Source organism: Desulfovibrio sp., from assembly GCF_019424165.1.
GTDB lineage: Bacteria > Desulfobacterota > Desulfovibrionia > Desulfovibrionales > Desulfovibrionaceae > Desulfovibrio.
Genome location: NZ_JAHZAA010000001.1, coordinates 275792 through 291977, shown reverse-complemented (window position 1 = coordinate 291977; position 16186 = coordinate 275792). Strand labels below are relative to the sequence as shown.

At 58.4% G+C, this 16186-nt stretch carries 11 protein-coding genes and 1 pseudogene; 6 read left to right on the top strand and 6 right to left on the bottom strand.

Annotation, left to right across the window (positions count from 1 at the left end; translation table 11 throughout):
• Nucleotides 1-232: 232 nt before the first annotated feature.
• The 5 genes and pseudogenes from QZ377_RS01130 to modA all read right to left on the bottom strand — a co-directional run bounded on the left by QZ377_RS01130 (nucleotide 233) and on the right by modA (nucleotide 6379).
• A pseudogene (locus QZ377_RS01130) lies at nucleotides 233-1620 on the bottom strand (amino acid permease).
• A gap of 224 nt (nucleotides 1621-1844) precedes the next feature.
• Nucleotides 1845-2987, bottom strand: a complete 1143-nt coding sequence (alr, locus tag QZ377_RS01125; protein ID WP_291438757.1) for an alanine racemase — start codon at nucleotides 2985-2987, stop codon at nucleotides 1845-1847.
• Between the two features lie 988 nt (nucleotides 2988-3975).
• The gene (locus tag QZ377_RS01120; RefSeq protein WP_291438756.1) at nucleotides 3976-4752 is read right to left on the bottom strand and encodes an ATP-binding cassette domain-containing protein; all 777 of its coding nucleotides are present in this window, start codon (nucleotides 4750-4752) and stop codon (nucleotides 3976-3978) included.
• On the bottom strand, nucleotides 4749-5429 hold the full coding sequence (gene modB / locus QZ377_RS01115) for a molybdate ABC transporter permease subunit (RefSeq protein WP_291438764.1): 681 nt from the start codon (nucleotides 5427-5429) through the stop codon (nucleotides 4749-4751). Before modB ends, QZ377_RS01120 begins: the two co-directional genes overlap by 4 nt.
• 197 nt (nucleotides 5430-5626) lie before the next feature.
• Nucleotides 5627-6379, bottom strand: coding sequence for a molybdate ABC transporter substrate-binding protein (modA, locus tag QZ377_RS01110; protein WP_291438754.1), 753 nt, complete (start codon nucleotides 6377-6379; stop codon nucleotides 5627-5629).
• Between the two features lie 155 nt (nucleotides 6380-6534).
• Between modA and QZ377_RS01105 the strand changes: the two genes are divergently transcribed.
• Together QZ377_RS01105 and QZ377_RS01100 are read left to right on the top strand one after the other, a co-directional pair.
• Nucleotides 6535-7659, top strand: a complete 1125-nt coding sequence (locus QZ377_RS01105) for a TOBE domain-containing protein (RefSeq protein ID WP_291438753.1) — start codon at nucleotides 6535-6537, stop codon at nucleotides 7657-7659.
• 699 nt (nucleotides 7660-8358) lie between these two features.
• Nucleotides 8359-10164 (top strand): methyl-accepting chemotaxis protein, encoded by a 1806-nt coding sequence (locus QZ377_RS01100; protein ID WP_291438752.1) that lies wholly within the window; start codon nucleotides 8359-8361, stop codon nucleotides 10162-10164.
• A gap of 22 nt (nucleotides 10165-10186) precedes the next feature.
• Here the strand turns inward: QZ377_RS01100 and QZ377_RS01095 are convergent, their stop codons facing one another.
• On the bottom strand, nucleotides 10187-11230 hold the full coding sequence (locus QZ377_RS01095) for a radical SAM protein (protein WP_291438750.1): 1044 nt from the start codon (nucleotides 11228-11230) through the stop codon (nucleotides 10187-10189).
• A 241-nt stretch (nucleotides 11231-11471) separates the two neighbouring features.
• Between QZ377_RS01095 and QZ377_RS01090 the strand changes: the two genes are divergently transcribed.
• From QZ377_RS01090 to mrdA, 4 genes are all read left to right on the top strand, one after another.
• Nucleotides 11472-12512 carry a rod shape-determining protein gene (locus tag QZ377_RS01090; RefSeq protein WP_012623816.1) on the top strand — a complete coding sequence of 347 codons (1041 nt, stop codon included), beginning with the start codon at nucleotides 11472-11474 and terminating at the stop codon, nucleotides 12510-12512.
• A 409-nt stretch (nucleotides 12513-12921) separates the two neighbouring features.
• On the top strand, nucleotides 12922-13812 hold the full coding sequence (mreC, locus tag QZ377_RS01085; protein ID WP_291438747.1) for a rod shape-determining protein MreC: 891 nt from the start codon (nucleotides 12922-12924) through the stop codon (nucleotides 13810-13812).
• The gene (locus tag QZ377_RS01080; RefSeq protein ID WP_291438746.1) at nucleotides 13809-14279 is read left to right on the top strand and encodes a hypothetical protein; all 471 of its coding nucleotides are present in this window, start codon (nucleotides 13809-13811) and stop codon (nucleotides 14277-14279) included. Before mreC ends, QZ377_RS01080 begins: the two co-directional genes overlap by 4 nt.
• Nucleotides 14263-16185: a penicillin-binding protein 2 gene (gene mrdA, locus QZ377_RS01075; protein ID WP_291438744.1), complete on the top strand. Its 1923-nt coding sequence runs from the start codon at nucleotides 14263-14265 to the stop codon at nucleotides 16183-16185. The genes QZ377_RS01080 and mrdA overlap by 17 nt, the downstream gene beginning before the upstream one ends.
• The last annotated feature ends 1 nt before the right edge of the window (nucleotide 16186 follow it).

Genomic DNA, 16186 nt, shown 5'->3' with positions numbered 1-16186 from the left:
TCGGCACACCGATAGTCATACCCTGAAACTTCATTATAAGGCTCCTTGAAGGTTAATGGTAAAACCTGTTCATCATATACGGGCATCCAGCGTCCTGTACGCTCTCGCCCCAAACAGTTCAAAGCATCTTACCTGTTGCGTCCGTTATTTTTGTACGGGGTTAACCGCTGCAAAATTTCGGCAATGCGAAACGTACACTCGAATTTCGCGCCGCAACGGTGTTTTTTTCGCCCTAGCTTTCGGCGCCAAGGTCTGGCTGCGCGTCTTTTTTATTCCAGCCGAGCAGATTGTAGATCACGTTAATGCCGATAATCCATATTGGTCCCACTATCATGGCGATGCGGGTGGAGTCACCGAGGCTGAGAATCACGTAAACGCAAGCCAGCCCGAACAACGCGAAGTAGTTGGAGTAGGGGTACCAGGGCATCTTGTACTTGATGGCAGCCACCTCTTCAGCGTTTTTGCTGTCACGGGACTTCATCTGCACTATGATAATGGTTGCCCAGATCCACACAACCGCGAAGGTGGCCACGCTGGTTACGATAAGAAAGACTTCTTCGGGAACGATATAGTTCAGAAACACGCCGATAAGCATGATGCACGAAGATACCAGGATGCCGCGTGCGGGCACGTTCGCCCGGCTGGTCTGTGCAAAATACTGAGGGGCGCGTTTTTGCAGAGCAAGATTGTACAGCATGCGGCCGTTACTGTAGATGCCGCTGTTGCACGAAGACAGGGCCGCCGTGGCCACAACAAAGTTGATGATGCCCGCAGCGGCGGCGATGCCGATGTTCTTGAAGGTCAGCACAAAGGGGCTGCCGTGCACGCCGATTTCGTTCCAGGGGAAGATACTCATGATAACGAAAAGAGCGCCGATATAGAACAGCAGAATACGCCACAGCACCTTGTTGATGGCCGAGGGGATGGATTTTTCCGGATTGCAGGCCTCACCGGCTGTAACGCCGATAAGCTCAATCCCCACAAAGGCGAACATGACCATTGAAAGCGCCATGAATACGCCGGTCATGCCGTTGGGCAAAAAGCCGCCTTCAAGGGCATACAGGTTGCTGATGCCTGTGGGTACGCCACCGTGGCCGATACCGAACAGGATGATGCCAAGACCGATGGCGATCATGGCGATGATGACCACAACCTTGATGAGAGCAAACCAGAACTCGAATTCGCCGAACAGTTTGACCGAGATGAGGTTGACTGTGGTCATACATACCAGCGCCAGCAACGCTGGTATCCATTGTGGCAAGTCCGGCCACCAGAAGGTGCAGTACACGCCGACCGCCGTAATTTCCGCCATGCCGGTTACGATCCACACGAACCAGTAGGTCCAGCCTGTTATATAGCCCATGCGCGGGCCCATAAACATATTGGCATAGGCGCTGAACGAGCCTGACACGGGATAAGCGCACGCATGACAAAGAAGATAATGGCCCCACCGATAAGATAGGACAGCAACAGGCCGGGACCGGCTGTTCTGATGGCCGTGCTCGACCCCAAAAACAGCCCCACGCCGATGGCACCACCGATGGCAATAAGCTGGATATGTCTGGATTCCAGCCCTCGGGTTAAATTTTCACCAGTTACACCTTTATGTTCGCTCGACATATGGTCTCCTTGCAAAACCTTGAACGAATTTGAATGCGAATCCTTTGACAACGAGGGTTTGTGAGTGGGGGGACCTCCTTATTTCCTCTTTGGCATGTTGTGTATGTGGATTGCGGCACGAGGCACGGTCATCCGCATATGACCGTAAGTTTCATGACCGCGACAAGCAGCGGCATTCTCCTCGGGCAAGATATTGCAAGCGGCTCAACAAAGGGGGAAAAACGTTACTCCACGTAGACCCTTGGCACACGCTTGCCCACCATGCAGACAACTTCATAGTTGATCGTACCCAGATGGGCGGCAATTTCGTCTGCGGGCAGATCAGGCCCGCCAAAAAGAAGCACCTCATCGCCCACGGCGGCATTCGGCACGTGGCTCACGTCTATCATGCACTGGTCCATACAGATGCGGCCCACCACCGGGGCGCGCTGCCCACACAGCAGCACCTGCGCCTTGCGGCTCAGCATGCGCGTGTATCCGTCAGCATAGCCAATAGGGATGGTGGCGAGGCTGCTTTCTTTCTGCGTGTGATAGATGCTGCCATAGCTCACGCCCACGCCGGGCGGAACCTGCTTGACCATCGCGAGCCGCGCCTTGAGCCGCATGACCGGATGCAAATCAATGGGCATGGGGCATTCGTCGGACGGCTTGAGGCCATAAAGGATTATCCCCGCCCGGACCATATCCAGATGGCCTTCAGGCAGGGACAATATGGCGGCGCTGTTGGCACAGTGCCGGATGCTTAGTCGAATGCCCGAAGCCTCCACAGCGGCAATAGCTGCCATAAACCTCTCGAACTGCTCAAGGCAGTACGTGCGGTCGGCGCTGTCAGAACTGGCAAAATGCGTAAACATGCCTTCAAGATGCACGTTTTCAAGCCCGGCCACATATGAGCAGAACGCCGCGGCCTCTTCGGGCCGCACGCCTATTCTGGTCATGCCGGTATCCACCTTGACGTGAACCTTGACGGTCATGCCCAGGTTTCCGGCTGCGGCAGACAGGGCGTCGGCCTGTTCTTTGCTGAAAATGGTCTGGGTAATGTGGTTGCTGACCACAAAGGCGGCAGCCTGGGGCGGCGTATAGCCGAGAATGAGAATGGGCAGGGTTATGCCCGCAGCACGCAGGGCCGCGGCTTCGTCCAGAATAGCCACGCCGAGATAGCCTGCCCCCATAGCGGCGGCTTCATGCGCCAGAGGCACGGCTCCGTGCCCGTAGCCGTCAGCCTTGATAATGGGGCAAAAGATTGTGCCGGGCTGAAGAAGCGACTTGATCTGCCGCAGGTTGTGACGAAAAGCCGCAAGATCTATTTCTGCCCACACGGGCCTGTCAAAACTGACCACGTTTCCTCCTGTGCCGGGCAAGCTCATTACAATCGCCCCGGCATACGGGTTTTTTACCCGTGCAAGACCGTCAGAAACATCAAAGCAGAACGCAAAAAACAACATGTGCCTTTAGTGACACTTTTAAGAAATATAAAAAACGATCTTAAAATACTTGAAAACAGTTTTTTAATATGGCGGCAAAAAGAATTGGCTGCCGGAGCCACCTTTATAAAAGTACATAAGTTTCAAAATACTGCCCCTATAAATCAGGGCATTAGACTATGAGCAAGTGATACCATGTGAATATGGCGGTGTCCATGCTTACAAAAAATTTTGTGCGCATACTGAAACGTCTAATTTGTTACTTTTTTAACTTTCATTCTTAATAGGTGGTTACCGTAAAAAAAATCAAAACCGGTAAAATATTCAGGTCTAAAAAGCCGCGTCATCTGATTTTACCGGCATCTTTTTTTCCTGAAAAAAACCACTACTGAAATCGAAAAACCCGCTCCATTTGCGGATTCCAGGCGCTCATAGGTCGAGCGTTCAACCAGCATGCGGCAACCGTTTTTTCAATAGAACTTACAAACTTTTGTAAATTTTCTTTACCACTCAATTAGCTATAAATACAATGCTTTTTTCAAAAATAGCATTTTCGCCCATCGTGAAGACAATTTTTTTGTTTATCTGGCAGATGTCATCGGCACTACAGAGTGAGGCTGCAGCAGAAAATGCGGCGGCCAGCTACGCTGAAGCAAAAGCAGAAATACAGAGAGCCTGGTTCAGAAGCAGTTTTTTGTGGTGTCCGCCCCAAGGCAGGCCCTGTGCCGGGATGCATAAAGGCAGAAGGCAGGATGCAGGCAGTCGGGATTCTTCAGACTGTTAACGGCTCGTGCACGGCAGAAAAAAGCAGGATGCCGTGGCTGTGGCAGCAGGCCGGGGCAGGCCCGGCTGGCGGCAGCATACGGCCGGAGTCGCGGTGGCCGTATGCTGCCGCGCCCTTACGGGCACACTGTTTGGCGACGGCGCAAAATCAAGGGGCCGGCTCCACAGAGCAGCCCGCGGCAGTTGCCTGCTCCTGCAAATGGCGCAGGCAGTGGCCCGGGCTGCCGAACCCCCGCCGCAGTGCCGCATAATCGGGAACCAGCCTGGCGTGGCCGTGATCATACAGAATCAGGCTGCCCGCAAAAGCGTCCACATCGCCCGGATCGTGGGTGATGATGACTGCAGGGATGGTGAGCCCGGCAATAAGTTCCAGCAGCTCTTCGCGCAAGCGTTCCCGCAGCAGCGGGTCCAGTGCCGAAAACGGCTCGTCCAGCAGCAGAAGTTCCGGCCCGGCATTAAGCGCGCGGGCCAGTGCCGCCCGCTGTCGCTGCCCGCCGGAAAGCTGTGAAGGCAGGTTGCGGGCCAGATGCCCTATGCCGAAACGTTCCAGCACGGCCTGCGCCCGTTCCTGCTGGGCCGGGCAGACGCGCCAGGGCCAAAGCCCCGTGCCGCTGTACGCCACATTTTGCAGCAGGGTCAGGTGAGGAAACAGCGCATAGTCCTGGAACATGTAGCCGATACGACGGCGCTGCGCCGGAACAAAGACATTGGCCTGCCCGTCATACAGGGTGCGGCCGCCAAGGCGGATATGCCCGGAATCCGGCCGGACAAGCCCGGCGAGACACTGCATGGTCAGGCTTTTTCCGGAACCGGAAGGCCCGAAGAGCACGACGTTTTTGTGCTCGTCGCCTATTGCGTAATCCACATCCAGGCTGAAGGGTACGGCCGCATTTTTAAAGCTCTTATACAAGCGCAAGGAAATCATCGCCGCCGCCTTTTCAGCTTGAGCAGCAGTTCAGCCGCCATAAGCATGCTCACGCAGGCCAGAGAGGTCACAATGACAAGCCAGGTGGCCTGCACATCATTGCCTGCCTGAAACGCGTCATAAATGGCAAGGGCCAGAGTTTGCGTTTTACCGGGAATATTGCCCGCGATCATGAGGGTGGCGCCAAATTCGCCCATGCCCCGCGCGAAGGCCAGCATCAGCCCCGCAAAAATCCCCTTCCAGGCCAACGGCAGCGATACACTGATAAATACGCGCCATTCTGAGGCCCCAAGGGTACGGGCGGCATCTTCCAGATGCGAATCAACCTGCTCCAGGGCGGCCCTGGCGGACTTGTAGATAAGCGGAAAGACCACCACCGTAGCCGCAACCACGGCTCCTTTCCACGAAAATATAAGATTGATGCCCATCTCGGCCAGCCAGTGGCCAAAAAGGCCGCGCCGCCCCACCAGAAGAATGAGATAGTAGCCAAGCACTGTGGGCGGCAAAACCAGGGGCAGCGTACACAAGGCGTCCAGCAGCGCGGGCATGGGGCCTTTTTTACGGGCCAGCAGCCAGGCCATGAGGGTGGCCGCCACAAAAGAAACCAGGGTGGCCGTGCCGGCCACCCGGAGCGAAAGCTCCAGTGGGCTCCAGATGGAGATGCCGTCAAAATCCATCAAAAAACCACTCCTCCGCAAAAATCGTTGCCATGCTCCGGTTCTGGCATACAATGCCGCCGGGGTCGCCCGCCTCTGCCATGGCGGAACCCGTGAAGCCGGACATACAGGCCGCCGCCCTGCGGCGACGGCCTGTATGCTGTAAAATGTCTCCGCTTACGGCAGACGTTACGCCCGGAACAGCGTCCCGGTACAGGCTACGGCTTGGAAAAACCGTATTTTGCCAGAACAGCCTGGCCTTCGGGAGAAAGCACGAAGTTCAGAAACTCCTGCCCCATCTTGGGGTTGGTTCCGGTAAGGGCCACGGCAATGGGATAGGTTACCGGCTCATGACCGCCCACAACCATCACTACATCCACCTTGTCCGCCATCTGCTTGGCATCGGTGCCATAAACGAAACCGGCGTCAACCTCGCCACGCGCCACATAATCCAGCACCTGGCGCACGCTGTTGCCCTGAATCAGGGCGGGCTGCAGGGCGTCCCACAGCTTGGCCTCGGTAAGGGCAGCCTTGGTGTAGCGGCCCACAGGCACGGAATCAGGATTGCCGATGGCGACTTTTTTGAACGCTTTCAGATCGGCAAGGGCGGCGGGCTTTTTGCTGCCGGCAGGCACGATAAGCACAAGGTCATTTTCGGCAAAGTTCTTGCGGGTGGCGGGGTCCACAACTTTTGCGGCCGCAGCCTTGTCCATGGTGGCCTGGTCGGCCGACGCAAACACGTCAACGGGTGCGCCTTCCTGAATCTGCTTGAGCAGAGGATTGGAGGCGGCAAAGTTTACATTGACCTTCAGGCCGGGATGCTGCTTCTCGAACATGCCTTTCAGTTCGGTAAAAGCATTGGTAAGGCTGGCCGCCGCAGAAACCGTCATTTCGGCGGCATGCGCGGGCAGGCTCAAAAGCCCCACACAAGCCAGAGTAAGAAAAATGCGGGAAAAGAACGATTTTTTCATAGGCTCCTCCCTCGCGTTGTAACGCGATAGTTTTGACTAACTCATACAGGAGCCCCTTGTCCGGGCAAGGAGGTCACGTTTTACATGAAAAGCGTGAACACTGTACAACCCGGCATTTTTTTATGTATAAGACCTAAAAAATGACAGGATACGGCATGGAAAAAAACAAAAACCGTGAGGAAATGGCCGCGCTTCTGCGCACGCTCTCTTCCGCGGACCGGGCGTGGCTGCGCCAACGGCTCATGCGCCGCGACTCCGCCGCCCTGTTGCAGGATACCGGCCGCATCAGCCCCAGAGAATTGCTGGCGGTGGAGTCATGGTTGTGGGAACGGGCCACGGCAGCGCGTGGCCCGCGCGAAAAGCGCCCAAGGCTGCGCATGTGGCTCATCTTCATGCTCTTGCGCTATGCCGCCCTGCGGCTGGTGGAAATTTTCAGCCTCAAGCCGGGGCATATGGATTTGCAGGAAGGCATCATCCGCCTGCCTGACAGCAACGGCGCCCCCGGCCGTGAGGTTCCCTTGCCCCTTACCGTGAGCCGCCGCCTGCGGCGCGTGCTGGAAGATCCCGCGCTTTTTCCTGAAAGCCACGATCTTCTGCGTTGCGACGCGAGTTATGTGCGCCGTTGCCTGCAGCAGTGCGGAGCCGCCTGCGGCCTGCCCAAAGGGCTGCTGAGCGCGCGCGCCCTGCGCCACAGCCGCGCTCTGGAACTGGGGCGGCAGGGTCTGCCCCTGCCCGTGGTGGATATTTTTCTGGGGCGCCGCGCCGCGCCGGGACAGAGCGGCATTGTGCGCTGCGATCTGCAGGAGGCGCGACGCCTTCTGCGAGAACAACTGCAAAGGGAGCGGCCTATGAAAACCAGCGCCAGAAACGTTTTTCAAGGTCGCATCACTTCGTTGCGCCAGACCGGCATAATGGTGGAAGTCGCCATGCGCACGGCGGGCGGCCTGCGTATTGTATCGCTTATTACAGATGAAAGCTGTCGCACGCTGGCTCTGGCCGAAGGCAAGCTGGTCAATGCCAGCGTAAAGGCTCCCTGGGTTCTGGTAGCGCCGGGAGAACTGTCAAAAAACGCGGCTCCCCCGGCGGAAAACTGCTTTGTGGGCGTGGTGGAGCGTGTGCGCGAAGACCAGATGGTGGCCGAAGTGCTGGTGGCCCTGCCGGAAGGCAGCCTGGTATGCGCCATCCAGAGCGGCGGACAGAACCCTTCCTGCGGACTGAAGGCCGGGCAGAAGGCCACTGTGCTTTTCAAGTCTTTTTCTGTCATTCTCAATCTGGATTAGCGGCTGTTGCCAAACACGGTCGATGTACTCCGGCGCGGCAGTGTCCATACACTGCCGCGCCTTGAAGTATTTTACCGTTGAAAAGCTGTACCCCAAAAAAGCGCACGGTGCTTTCCGCGGCGTTTGGCAGCGTAACGGCACAACCCTGCCGTGGCCGTAAGCCCTCCGGGCAACGGCTATGGCCGCCCACGCAACCACCGGAACCGTTTCAAAGTAACATTTTCAAAGTAACGTTGCCCTCATATCGCCGGAGGCATGAGCGCCCCCGGCCCATCCCCCCTGAAACAGGCATGCCCCGGCGGCACCCCACAGACCGTCGCCGGACCAGACCCGCAAAAGCCGCCGCGTTTGGCAGATATGCGCCTTTTTTGTGTCCCCGGCGCAACACCTTTCATGTGCAGGCAGCCTGTGGCTGCCATTCGCCCATACCGGCATGGATGCCAGCGCAACACTCGCCTTCTATAAAACTATACCTTTGACCTTATATATATTTAACTGTATTGTTTTTCTGAAATACAGAAACCGAAATACTGTCGGCTGTTCGGCTGCACCTCCGATGTACCGGCATGCAATCCACAGCACCGCCCCTTACGCCCGCAGCCCATATTTCCTGCAGTATCCGGCCGCACAGCCCTCCCCTGCGGCCTGCTGCTTTTTACCCGCGACATATTGTCACACATCACACGTCGAGGCATCAACATGAACGTAAAAGCGTGGCTTGTTATACTTTGTCTGGTCTTCACCCTGGGTATGGGGACACTGTTTTTCAGCAACATGTACATCTCAAAGCTGGTGCTCGACGACATAACCCTGCCGCAGATGTCCGCAGCGCTGAAGGCAAAATATGAATACGGGCTCAAGCATACGGTGGAACTTGCCGCGCAGACCCTTGCCCGCAGCCTTGAAGATGCGGCCAGCCCGGAAGAAAAATACGCCCTCATTGAAGAACTTACAGACTTTCAGCGCTTTTTTCCCGATGAAGAAGGCTATCTGTTTACCTACAAGACAGACGGAACACGCATAAATGTGCCGATCAACAAATCCCAGAACGGAAAAAACTTTATTGACCTGAAAGACTCCAACGGAGTTCCCTTTATTCGCGATCTTATTGATGCCGCCCGGAAAGGCGGCGGCTTTGTCCTTTACCATTTTGAAAAAGCGGGAGCGGGCGTACAGCCCAAGCTGAGCTACGCGCAGCTTGTTCCGGGTACGGATGTCATTATCGGCACGGGCGTATATATTGACGGCGTTGACAAGGAGCGCAGCCGCATTACCAGCATGGTCACTGAAAGCCAGAACCGCTACAGCCGGGTGCAGGCCGCGCTTGGCGCGGGCATTCTTGCACTTATCCTGTTTATTGCCTGGGGCGTGACGCGGCGCATCTGCCCGCCGCTGCTCCAGCTTACTGCCGAGGCCGAAGAGGTGGCCGCCGGGCGCCTGGACCATCTCACAGCCATAAAGCCTTCAAGCCCTCTGGAAATCCGCGCCCTGCACACTTCACTCGGAACCATGATCACAAACCTGCACAGCCGCGTGCAGGAGGCGGCACAAAAAACCCTTGAGGCCGCGGAAGCTCTGGAACAGGCCAAAACCGCGCAGGATCGCGCCGAAAAGGCGCAGGCTCAGGCTGAAACCGCGCGCAGGGACGGCATGCTTGCCGCCGCCGGGCAGCTTGAAGGCATTGCCGGGGTGCTTTCTTCGGCATCTACCGAACTTTCGGCACAGATCGAGCAGTCTGACAAGGGCGCGGCGGAATCATCACAGCGGCTTGCGGAAGCAGCCACCGCCATGAACGAAATGAACGCCACCGTGCAGGAAGTGGCCAAAAACGCCGGCATGGCCTCCGGAGCATCCATGGACACCCGCGACAAGGCCTTGACGGGTGCGCGCATCGTGCACGACGCCATGAGCAGCATCGCCCGCGTGCAGGAACATTCCCTGGCGCTCAAGGATGACATGGCCAGACTCAACGAGCATGCCCTGGCCATCAGCAGAATCATGAACGTCATTTCAGATATCGCGGACCAGACCAACCTGCTGGCCCTCAATGCCGCCATTGAAGCCGCCCGCGCCGGTGACGCAGGACGCGGCTTTGCCGTGGTGGCTGATGAGGTGCGCAAACTGGCCGAAAAAACCATGACGTCCACCAGTGACGTGGCGGAAGCCATACGCGCCATTCAGGACAGCACGCGGCAAAGCATGACCGGGGTGGAAAACGCCGTCGACGCCATCAGCGAGGCCAACGGTCTGGCCGGGCAGTCCGGCACGGCCCTTGAGGAAATTGTGACCAACATCGAGGAAACCACAGACCAGATCAACGCCATCGCCGCCGCCAGCGAGGAGCAGTCCGCCGCCAGCGAAGAGATCAACAGAAGCATTGTGGAAGTAAACGACATGTCGCGCCACACCGCCGTCGCCATGGGCGAGGCCGCCAGCGCCGTGACCGGCCTCGCGGCACAGGCGCAAAAGCTTGCGGAGCTTATCCAGGACATGAAGCGGGCCTAGACGGCCGCTTTGTAACGCGCCCTCAGCCGCCGTACCATTCCGGCCGCATGTCCGGCACATCTGCCGCTTTGCCCTGCCAGAGGTCGCGGGCAGTCAGGGCGCGCCGCAGGTCGGTAATGACGCCGCGCTTTTCCGCGGCCCAGTCCGGCGCCAGCAGTTCGCCGGGGGCAGGATCGCTCTGCACCCGGTGCATGATCATGGCCGAAGGTATGCGCGGTAGCGCCGTACAGAGCAGGTCCACGTATTCGTCGCGGGCCAGCGGGTGATAGCCGCCTTCTTCATAAAGGCGGGCCAGGGCCGTGCCGCGCGGCACATAGACGTTGTGCAGCTTGAGGCCGCTGAGCGGCAGCGAAAGCGCCCAGTCCAGGCTTTCCAGAAAGGCCCTCTCGTCCTCGCCGGGCAGCCCGGCCATAAGGTGACCGCATACGGCAAGTCCGCGCTCGGCGGCCTGCCGCACGGCAGTTTCAGAGCAGGCGGCATCATGCCCCCTGTTGATGCGCCTGAGCGTGGCATTGTGAACGCTTTGCAGTCCAAGCTCCAGCCAGACTTCGGAAAGGCCGCTGTTTTCCATGCCGCCGAAGCCCATTTTGCCCCCATTGTCTCCATGGGCATTTCGCGTATAGTGGTGCACATCCTCCGGGTCGTTTCCACTGGCGTGCATCCGGCAGGCGGCAAGCATATCCAGCTTGCGCCGGCCGAGACAGTCGGGCCGTGTACCCACGGCAACGCCAAGGCAGCCGGGCAAGGCAGCCACCTGTTGGAGCAGAAGTTGCAGGCGTTCCGGGGGACCATAGGTATTGGAGTAGGACTGAAGGTAGGCCATAAAGGCCCTGTCGGCGTCAGTGGTACGATATTTTTCAAGCCATGCCCGCCACTGTTCTTCGAGCGAAAAGCCGCGTACACCCAGACCGGAGCCTGAACCGGCGGCATTGCAGAACGTGCAGCCCCGGCGTGAAAGCGAACCGTCCCGGTTGGGGCAGGACGCCCCCGCGTCAAGTGGAATTTTTTGCACCCGTGTACCGTATTTACGACGAAAATACACGGCCAGAGTATGCCAACGCAGCATGTTTACAAGCCCTAAAGGCGGAAAAAGGCAAGAACCGGCGGGACAAAGATTTTGAACCTCGCCCCAGCCATCTTGACTTCACGCCCGATTTAGCAGAACAGTTTTCAGCCTGACGTTACCGATTTTTTGCCGCCCCCCGCCTTATTCGCACATCGGCGCGGGGCGTTGCCCTTGAACTTGACGTGATAAATCCATCCGCAGCGAAGATACGCAGACCAGCACAGTGAGGCAAGTTAGAGTAATGTCCAAGATTCTGGATTTCGCATTAGGCATGTTTTCCAACGACCTGGCCATCGACCTCGGCACGGCCAATACCTGCGTCTACGTCAAGGGACACGGTATTGTACTGCGCGAGCCTTCGGTGGTGGCCGTTAAAAAGGACCCGCGCGGCAACAACGTGGTTTTGGCCGTGGGGCAGGACGCCAAGCGCATGCTCGGCAGAACCCCCGGCAATATCTGGGCCATACGTCCCATGAAAGACGGCGTTATCGCCGACTTTGAGGTGACCGAGGCCATGCTGCGCCACTTTATCGCCAAGGTACATAATTCACGCCGCCTGGTGCGCCCGCGCATCATGATCTGCGTGCCCACGGGCATCACCCAGGTGGAAAAGCGCGCCGTGAAAGAATCGGCCCAGTCTGCCGGAGCACGTGAAGTGTACCTGATCGAAGAACCCATGGCCGCAGCCATCGGCGCGGATCTGCCCATCCAGGAGCCTACCTCCAACATGGTGGTGGACATCGGCGGCGGAACCACCGAAGTAGCGGTCATTTCCCTTTCGGGCATCGTGTATTCCCGCTCGGTACGGGTGGGCGGCGACAAGATGGACGAAGCCATCATGACCCACGTCAAACGCAAGTACAACATGCTCATTGGCGAATCTTCGGCTGAAGAAATCAAGATCAAGATCGCCTCGGCCTACCCGCTGGACCCCGAACAGCAGATAGAAGTCAAAGGCCGCGACCTTGTAACGGGCATTCCCCAGAATATCATCATCACCTCCGAGGAAGTGCGCAAGGCCATTTCCGAACAGGTGGACAGTATTGTGCAGGCCGTGCGCATCGCTCTGGAACAGACCCCGCCCGAACTGGCGGCGGATATTGTGGACCGGGGCATTGTTCTTACAGGCGGCGGCGCGCTGCTCAAGGGGCTGGACCAGCTCTTGCGCGAGGAAACGTCACTGCCCATCACGGTAGTGGATGACCCCCTGTCCACCGTGGTTGTGGGTACCGGCAAGGCCATGGACAACCTGCACATTCTTAAAGAAGTGTGTATCGACTGATCTGTGCGGCACGTGCGCGTATCTCAATTCGACAGTACCGGACTTAGCAACGGCGCCGCGCTGGAATACACAAATCCGGCGCGGCGTTGCTTGTGTTTTAACAGCAAGGCCACGTTGATTTTGGGAACAGTATTCTCAGGATTTTTACAACACGTCCCTTGTCGGCCCAGCGCGCGGACAAACTGGCTTGCGCCTTTGTGGCGAAGGCCTGCCCGCGTTGCCGTCAGAGCAATGATACAATAAAACAGTTCTGGTTCCATTGACCTGTCACGCCCTGCCTTTGTAACGGGCGTAATGATCACCGGGCAAAAAACGCGGTTTTTCATCGGCCCACGCCGCCGGCGGCACGCACCCCCTTGCCGGGCTGCGGCCAGCCCCGCTTGCGGCGGCCCTACTGGAGTTTCTGCTTGTGACCCTGCGGCGCATTATTATCCTTGCGGGCATACTGCTCATCCTCTTTCTGGCCATGTATTCATGGAACCAGCGCACGCGCGCGCTGGACAACCTGGCCGCTGAAGTGGGCCTGGAGCTGGCCGGGGCCGTGCTCAAGCCCCTACGCGCCGTTCAGGACTCGGCCCAGGACATGTGGGACCGCTACTTTGACCTTGTGGCCGTGCGCGAAGAAAACGAAATACTCCGGCAGCGCGTTGATGAAATGGAAGCCCGGCTGCTGGCCAATGGCGAAGACATGGCCGAGCTCAAGCGCTTGCGCGCCCTCATACAGCTTCCGGTAGACCAGAGCTGGCGGCCCCTGGGCGCGCGCGTGCTTTCCGGCCGCATGGGTCCCAATGCCGTTCTCGACAGTGTGACCATCAGCCGGGGCTACAGCACGGGCGGCAGGCCCGGCACCCCCCTTGTGACACACCTTGGCCTTGTGGGCCGCGTGCTCAAGGCCAGCGCCCACAGCGCCATTGCCCTGCTGCTCACAGACCCCGGCAGCCGCATTGCCGTATTTTCGCAAGAAAGCCGCGCCCCCGGCATCCTGGCTGGACAGGGAACCGGCCAGCCCCTTGAAGTCAATTTCGTGCAGCGCGCAACCAGGGTAAACGAGGGCGAAATACTCATTACCTCCGGCCTGGACGGCAAGTATCCCAAGGGGATACCTGTTGCCAGGGTACTCAGCGTGGCGCCGTCGGACTATACCCAGTTTATGGCTATCAAGGCCGAACCGCTGGTGGATCTGCATCACCTTGAAGAAGTGCTTCTGCTTGAACCCACCGGTGTGGCCCCGCCCCCTGACCTGGGCGCGCCGCCCAAAGAAATTCACGGGCCGCCCACGCCCGGACGCCCCACCCCATGAGCACCCTGCGCGACGTCATCTGGTGGCTGTGCTTTCTGGCCGCGGCTGTAGGCATTCAGGCCTTCATACCGGGGCTGGATGTCATGACCGTGGGGCTCATCATACTTTTGCAGGAGCGCGACTACAAAAACATGCTCTGGCTGCTGCCTCTCTTCATCTTGCTGCAAGAGGGCATGGGAACCAGGGTCTTCGGCGGTGTCATCGTATGGTATATAGCCGTTATTGTGCTGTTCCGCATGGGCCGCTGGCTGTTTGAGGCAGAAAATTTCCTGTTCATCTTTCTGCTTTCGGCCTGCCTGGGCGCGGCGTATTTTGCCGTAGCCTGGCTCATGGCCCCCTTGCAGAATCTGCCCTTCAATTTTCAGGACACACTGGACAAAAGCCTTATCCAGGCCATATTTATTCCTTTTGCCTGGAAACTTCTGGTGGCTACCCGACACGGAAAGGCCCATGCTGCGGAAAATTAAAAAGAACAGCCTGCTGGGCGCGAAAGATAAACACGCCCGCAAAGGCATACGCTCCTGGCTCAAAATCCAGGTAGAGGGCGAGCGCTACCAGCCTCCTCGGGGCGGGATCATCCTGCTTCAGATTCTGGTGGGCCTGCTGTTCTTCGTGCTTGTGGTGCGCTTCTGGTACCTGCAGATGCATCGCGGTGCGGAATTTGCCCAGCAGGCGCAGAACAACCGCCTGCGCATCGAGCGCATCTTCGCCCCGCGCGGGCGCATCATGGACGATCAGGGCAAGGTGCTGGCCGACAACCGCACGGCCTACGGCCTTTCCCTCGTGCGCGAAGACTGCCCCGACATACCTGCCACCCTGGCCCAGATCAGCGCATGGTCAGGTATTCCCCTGCCCCAGATATGGGAAAAATTCCGGCAGGACAGGTTCAAGGTCAAATCATTTGAACCTCTGCTCATGATCACCGACATTGATTTTGACCTTGTGGCCCGCATCGAATCCGAAATTCATGCATGGCCCGGTCTGGAAATTGTTGTGCGCACCAAGCGCAGCTATCCCGAAAAAGACCTGTTCGCGCACGTGCTCGGCTATGTGGCCGAAGCCAACGAGCAGGAAATGGCCGCAGACAGCGCCCTGGCCATGGGCGACCTTGTGGGCAAGCAGGGGCTGGAGCTGGAGCTGGAAAAGCAGTTGCGCGGGCGCAAGGGCCTGTATGACGTGGAAGTGGACGCCCATTCCCGCGTGCTGGGTAAATTTTTGCGCGATGAGCCGCGCGGCGGCAAGGAAATACGCCTTTCGCTGGACAGGGACCTTCAGGAAGCCGCCTGGAACGCCCTGGGCGGCGAAGCGGGCTGCGTGGTGGTGATGGAGCCGGATACGGGCAAACTGCGCGCACTGGTCACATCCCCGGCCTACGACAACAACCTGTTTGCGGCAGGCATTTCACAGCGCGACTGGGACGCGCTGCGCACCAACAGCCGCTTTCCCCTGCAAAACCGCGTTATTCAAAGCGTGTACCCGCCCGGTTCCGTCTGGAAGCTGATCATAGCGGCCATGCTGCTTGAACGTGGCGTCAACCCGCGCGAAAGCGTGTTCTGTCCGGGGCAGGTCAAGCTGGGCAACCAGATATTCCGCTGCTGGAAACGCGGCGGGCACGGCTCACAAGACATGCAGAGCGCACTGGTCAACTCCTGCGACGTGTACTTTTACCAGATGGGCGAGCGCATGGGCATTGACAAGATAGAGGAATTTGCCAAGGCTAGCGGCTTCGGCCGCCCCACAGGCATTGACCTGCCGCACGAAAAATCCGGCCTCGTACCTTCCAAGGAATGGAAAAAACGCCGCTTCGGGCGCCCCTGGGTGCGCGGTGAAACGTACAACGTGTCCATCGGCCAGGGCTACACCCTTGTCACCCCGGTGCAGATGGCTGTTTTTGTGTCGGCCCTGCTCAACGGCGGCAACCTGCTCAAGCCGCAACTGCTGGACGATGCCCATCGTGAAATCAAGGGAAATATTCCCGCCAAGGCGGCAACCCTCAATTTTGTGGTTGAGGCCATGCGCAAGACGGCCACCAGCGGCACAGCAAGAGTCGTGAACCGCAAGGACGCCGACATGGGCGGCAAAACCGGCACGGCCCAGGTGGTCAAGCTCAAGATGGCCGCCGGAGACCGTCGCCTGCGCACGCATGAAATGGAATATGCCCAGCGCGACCACGCCTGGATCACTACCTGGGGCGTCAAGGACGGCAAGGCATATGTGGTGGTGGTTATGGTGGAGCACGGCGGTGGTGGCTCCAGCGTGGCAGGCCCGGTAGCCAAAAAGGTATACGAGCATCTCTTTGGCCCTGACCCCGGATCGCCTGCGGCGCCCGTGCCGGTACCTGCGCCGGCCAGCCCCGGCGGACGGACAGACTAGG

Coding starts and splice junctions, on each gene's coding strand:
- alr (WP_291438757.1), bottom strand. CDS start 2,987: ATGAGCTTGCCCGGCACAGGAGGAAACGTGGTCAGTTTTGACAGGCCC.
- QZ377_RS01120 (WP_291438756.1), bottom strand. CDS start 4,752: ATGATTTCCTTGCGCTTGTATAAGAGCTTTAAAAATGCGGCCGTACCC.
- modB (WP_291438764.1), bottom strand. CDS start 5,429: ATGGATTTTGACGGCATCTCCATCTGGAGCCCACTGGAGCTTTCGCTC.
- modA (WP_291438754.1), bottom strand. CDS start 6,379: ATGAAAAAATCGTTCTTTTCCCGCATTTTTCTTACTCTGGCTTGTGTG.
- QZ377_RS01105 (WP_291438753.1), top strand. CDS start 6,535: ATGGAAAAAAACAAAAACCGTGAGGAAATGGCCGCGCTTCTGCGCACG.
- QZ377_RS01100 (WP_291438752.1), top strand. CDS start 8,359: ATGAACGTAAAAGCGTGGCTTGTTATACTTTGTCTGGTCTTCACCCTG.
- QZ377_RS01095 (WP_291438750.1), bottom strand. CDS start 11,230: ATGCTGCGTTGGCATACTCTGGCCGTGTATTTTCGTCGTAAATACGGT.
- QZ377_RS01090 (WP_012623816.1), top strand. CDS start 11,472: ATGTCCAAGATTCTGGATTTCGCATTAGGCATGTTTTCCAACGACCTG.
- QZ377_RS01080 (WP_291438746.1), top strand. CDS start 13,809: ATGAGCACCCTGCGCGACGTCATCTGGTGGCTGTGCTTTCTGGCCGCG.
- mrdA (WP_291438744.1), top strand. CDS start 14,263: ATGCTGCGGAAAATTAAAAAGAACAGCCTGCTGGGCGCGAAAGATAAA.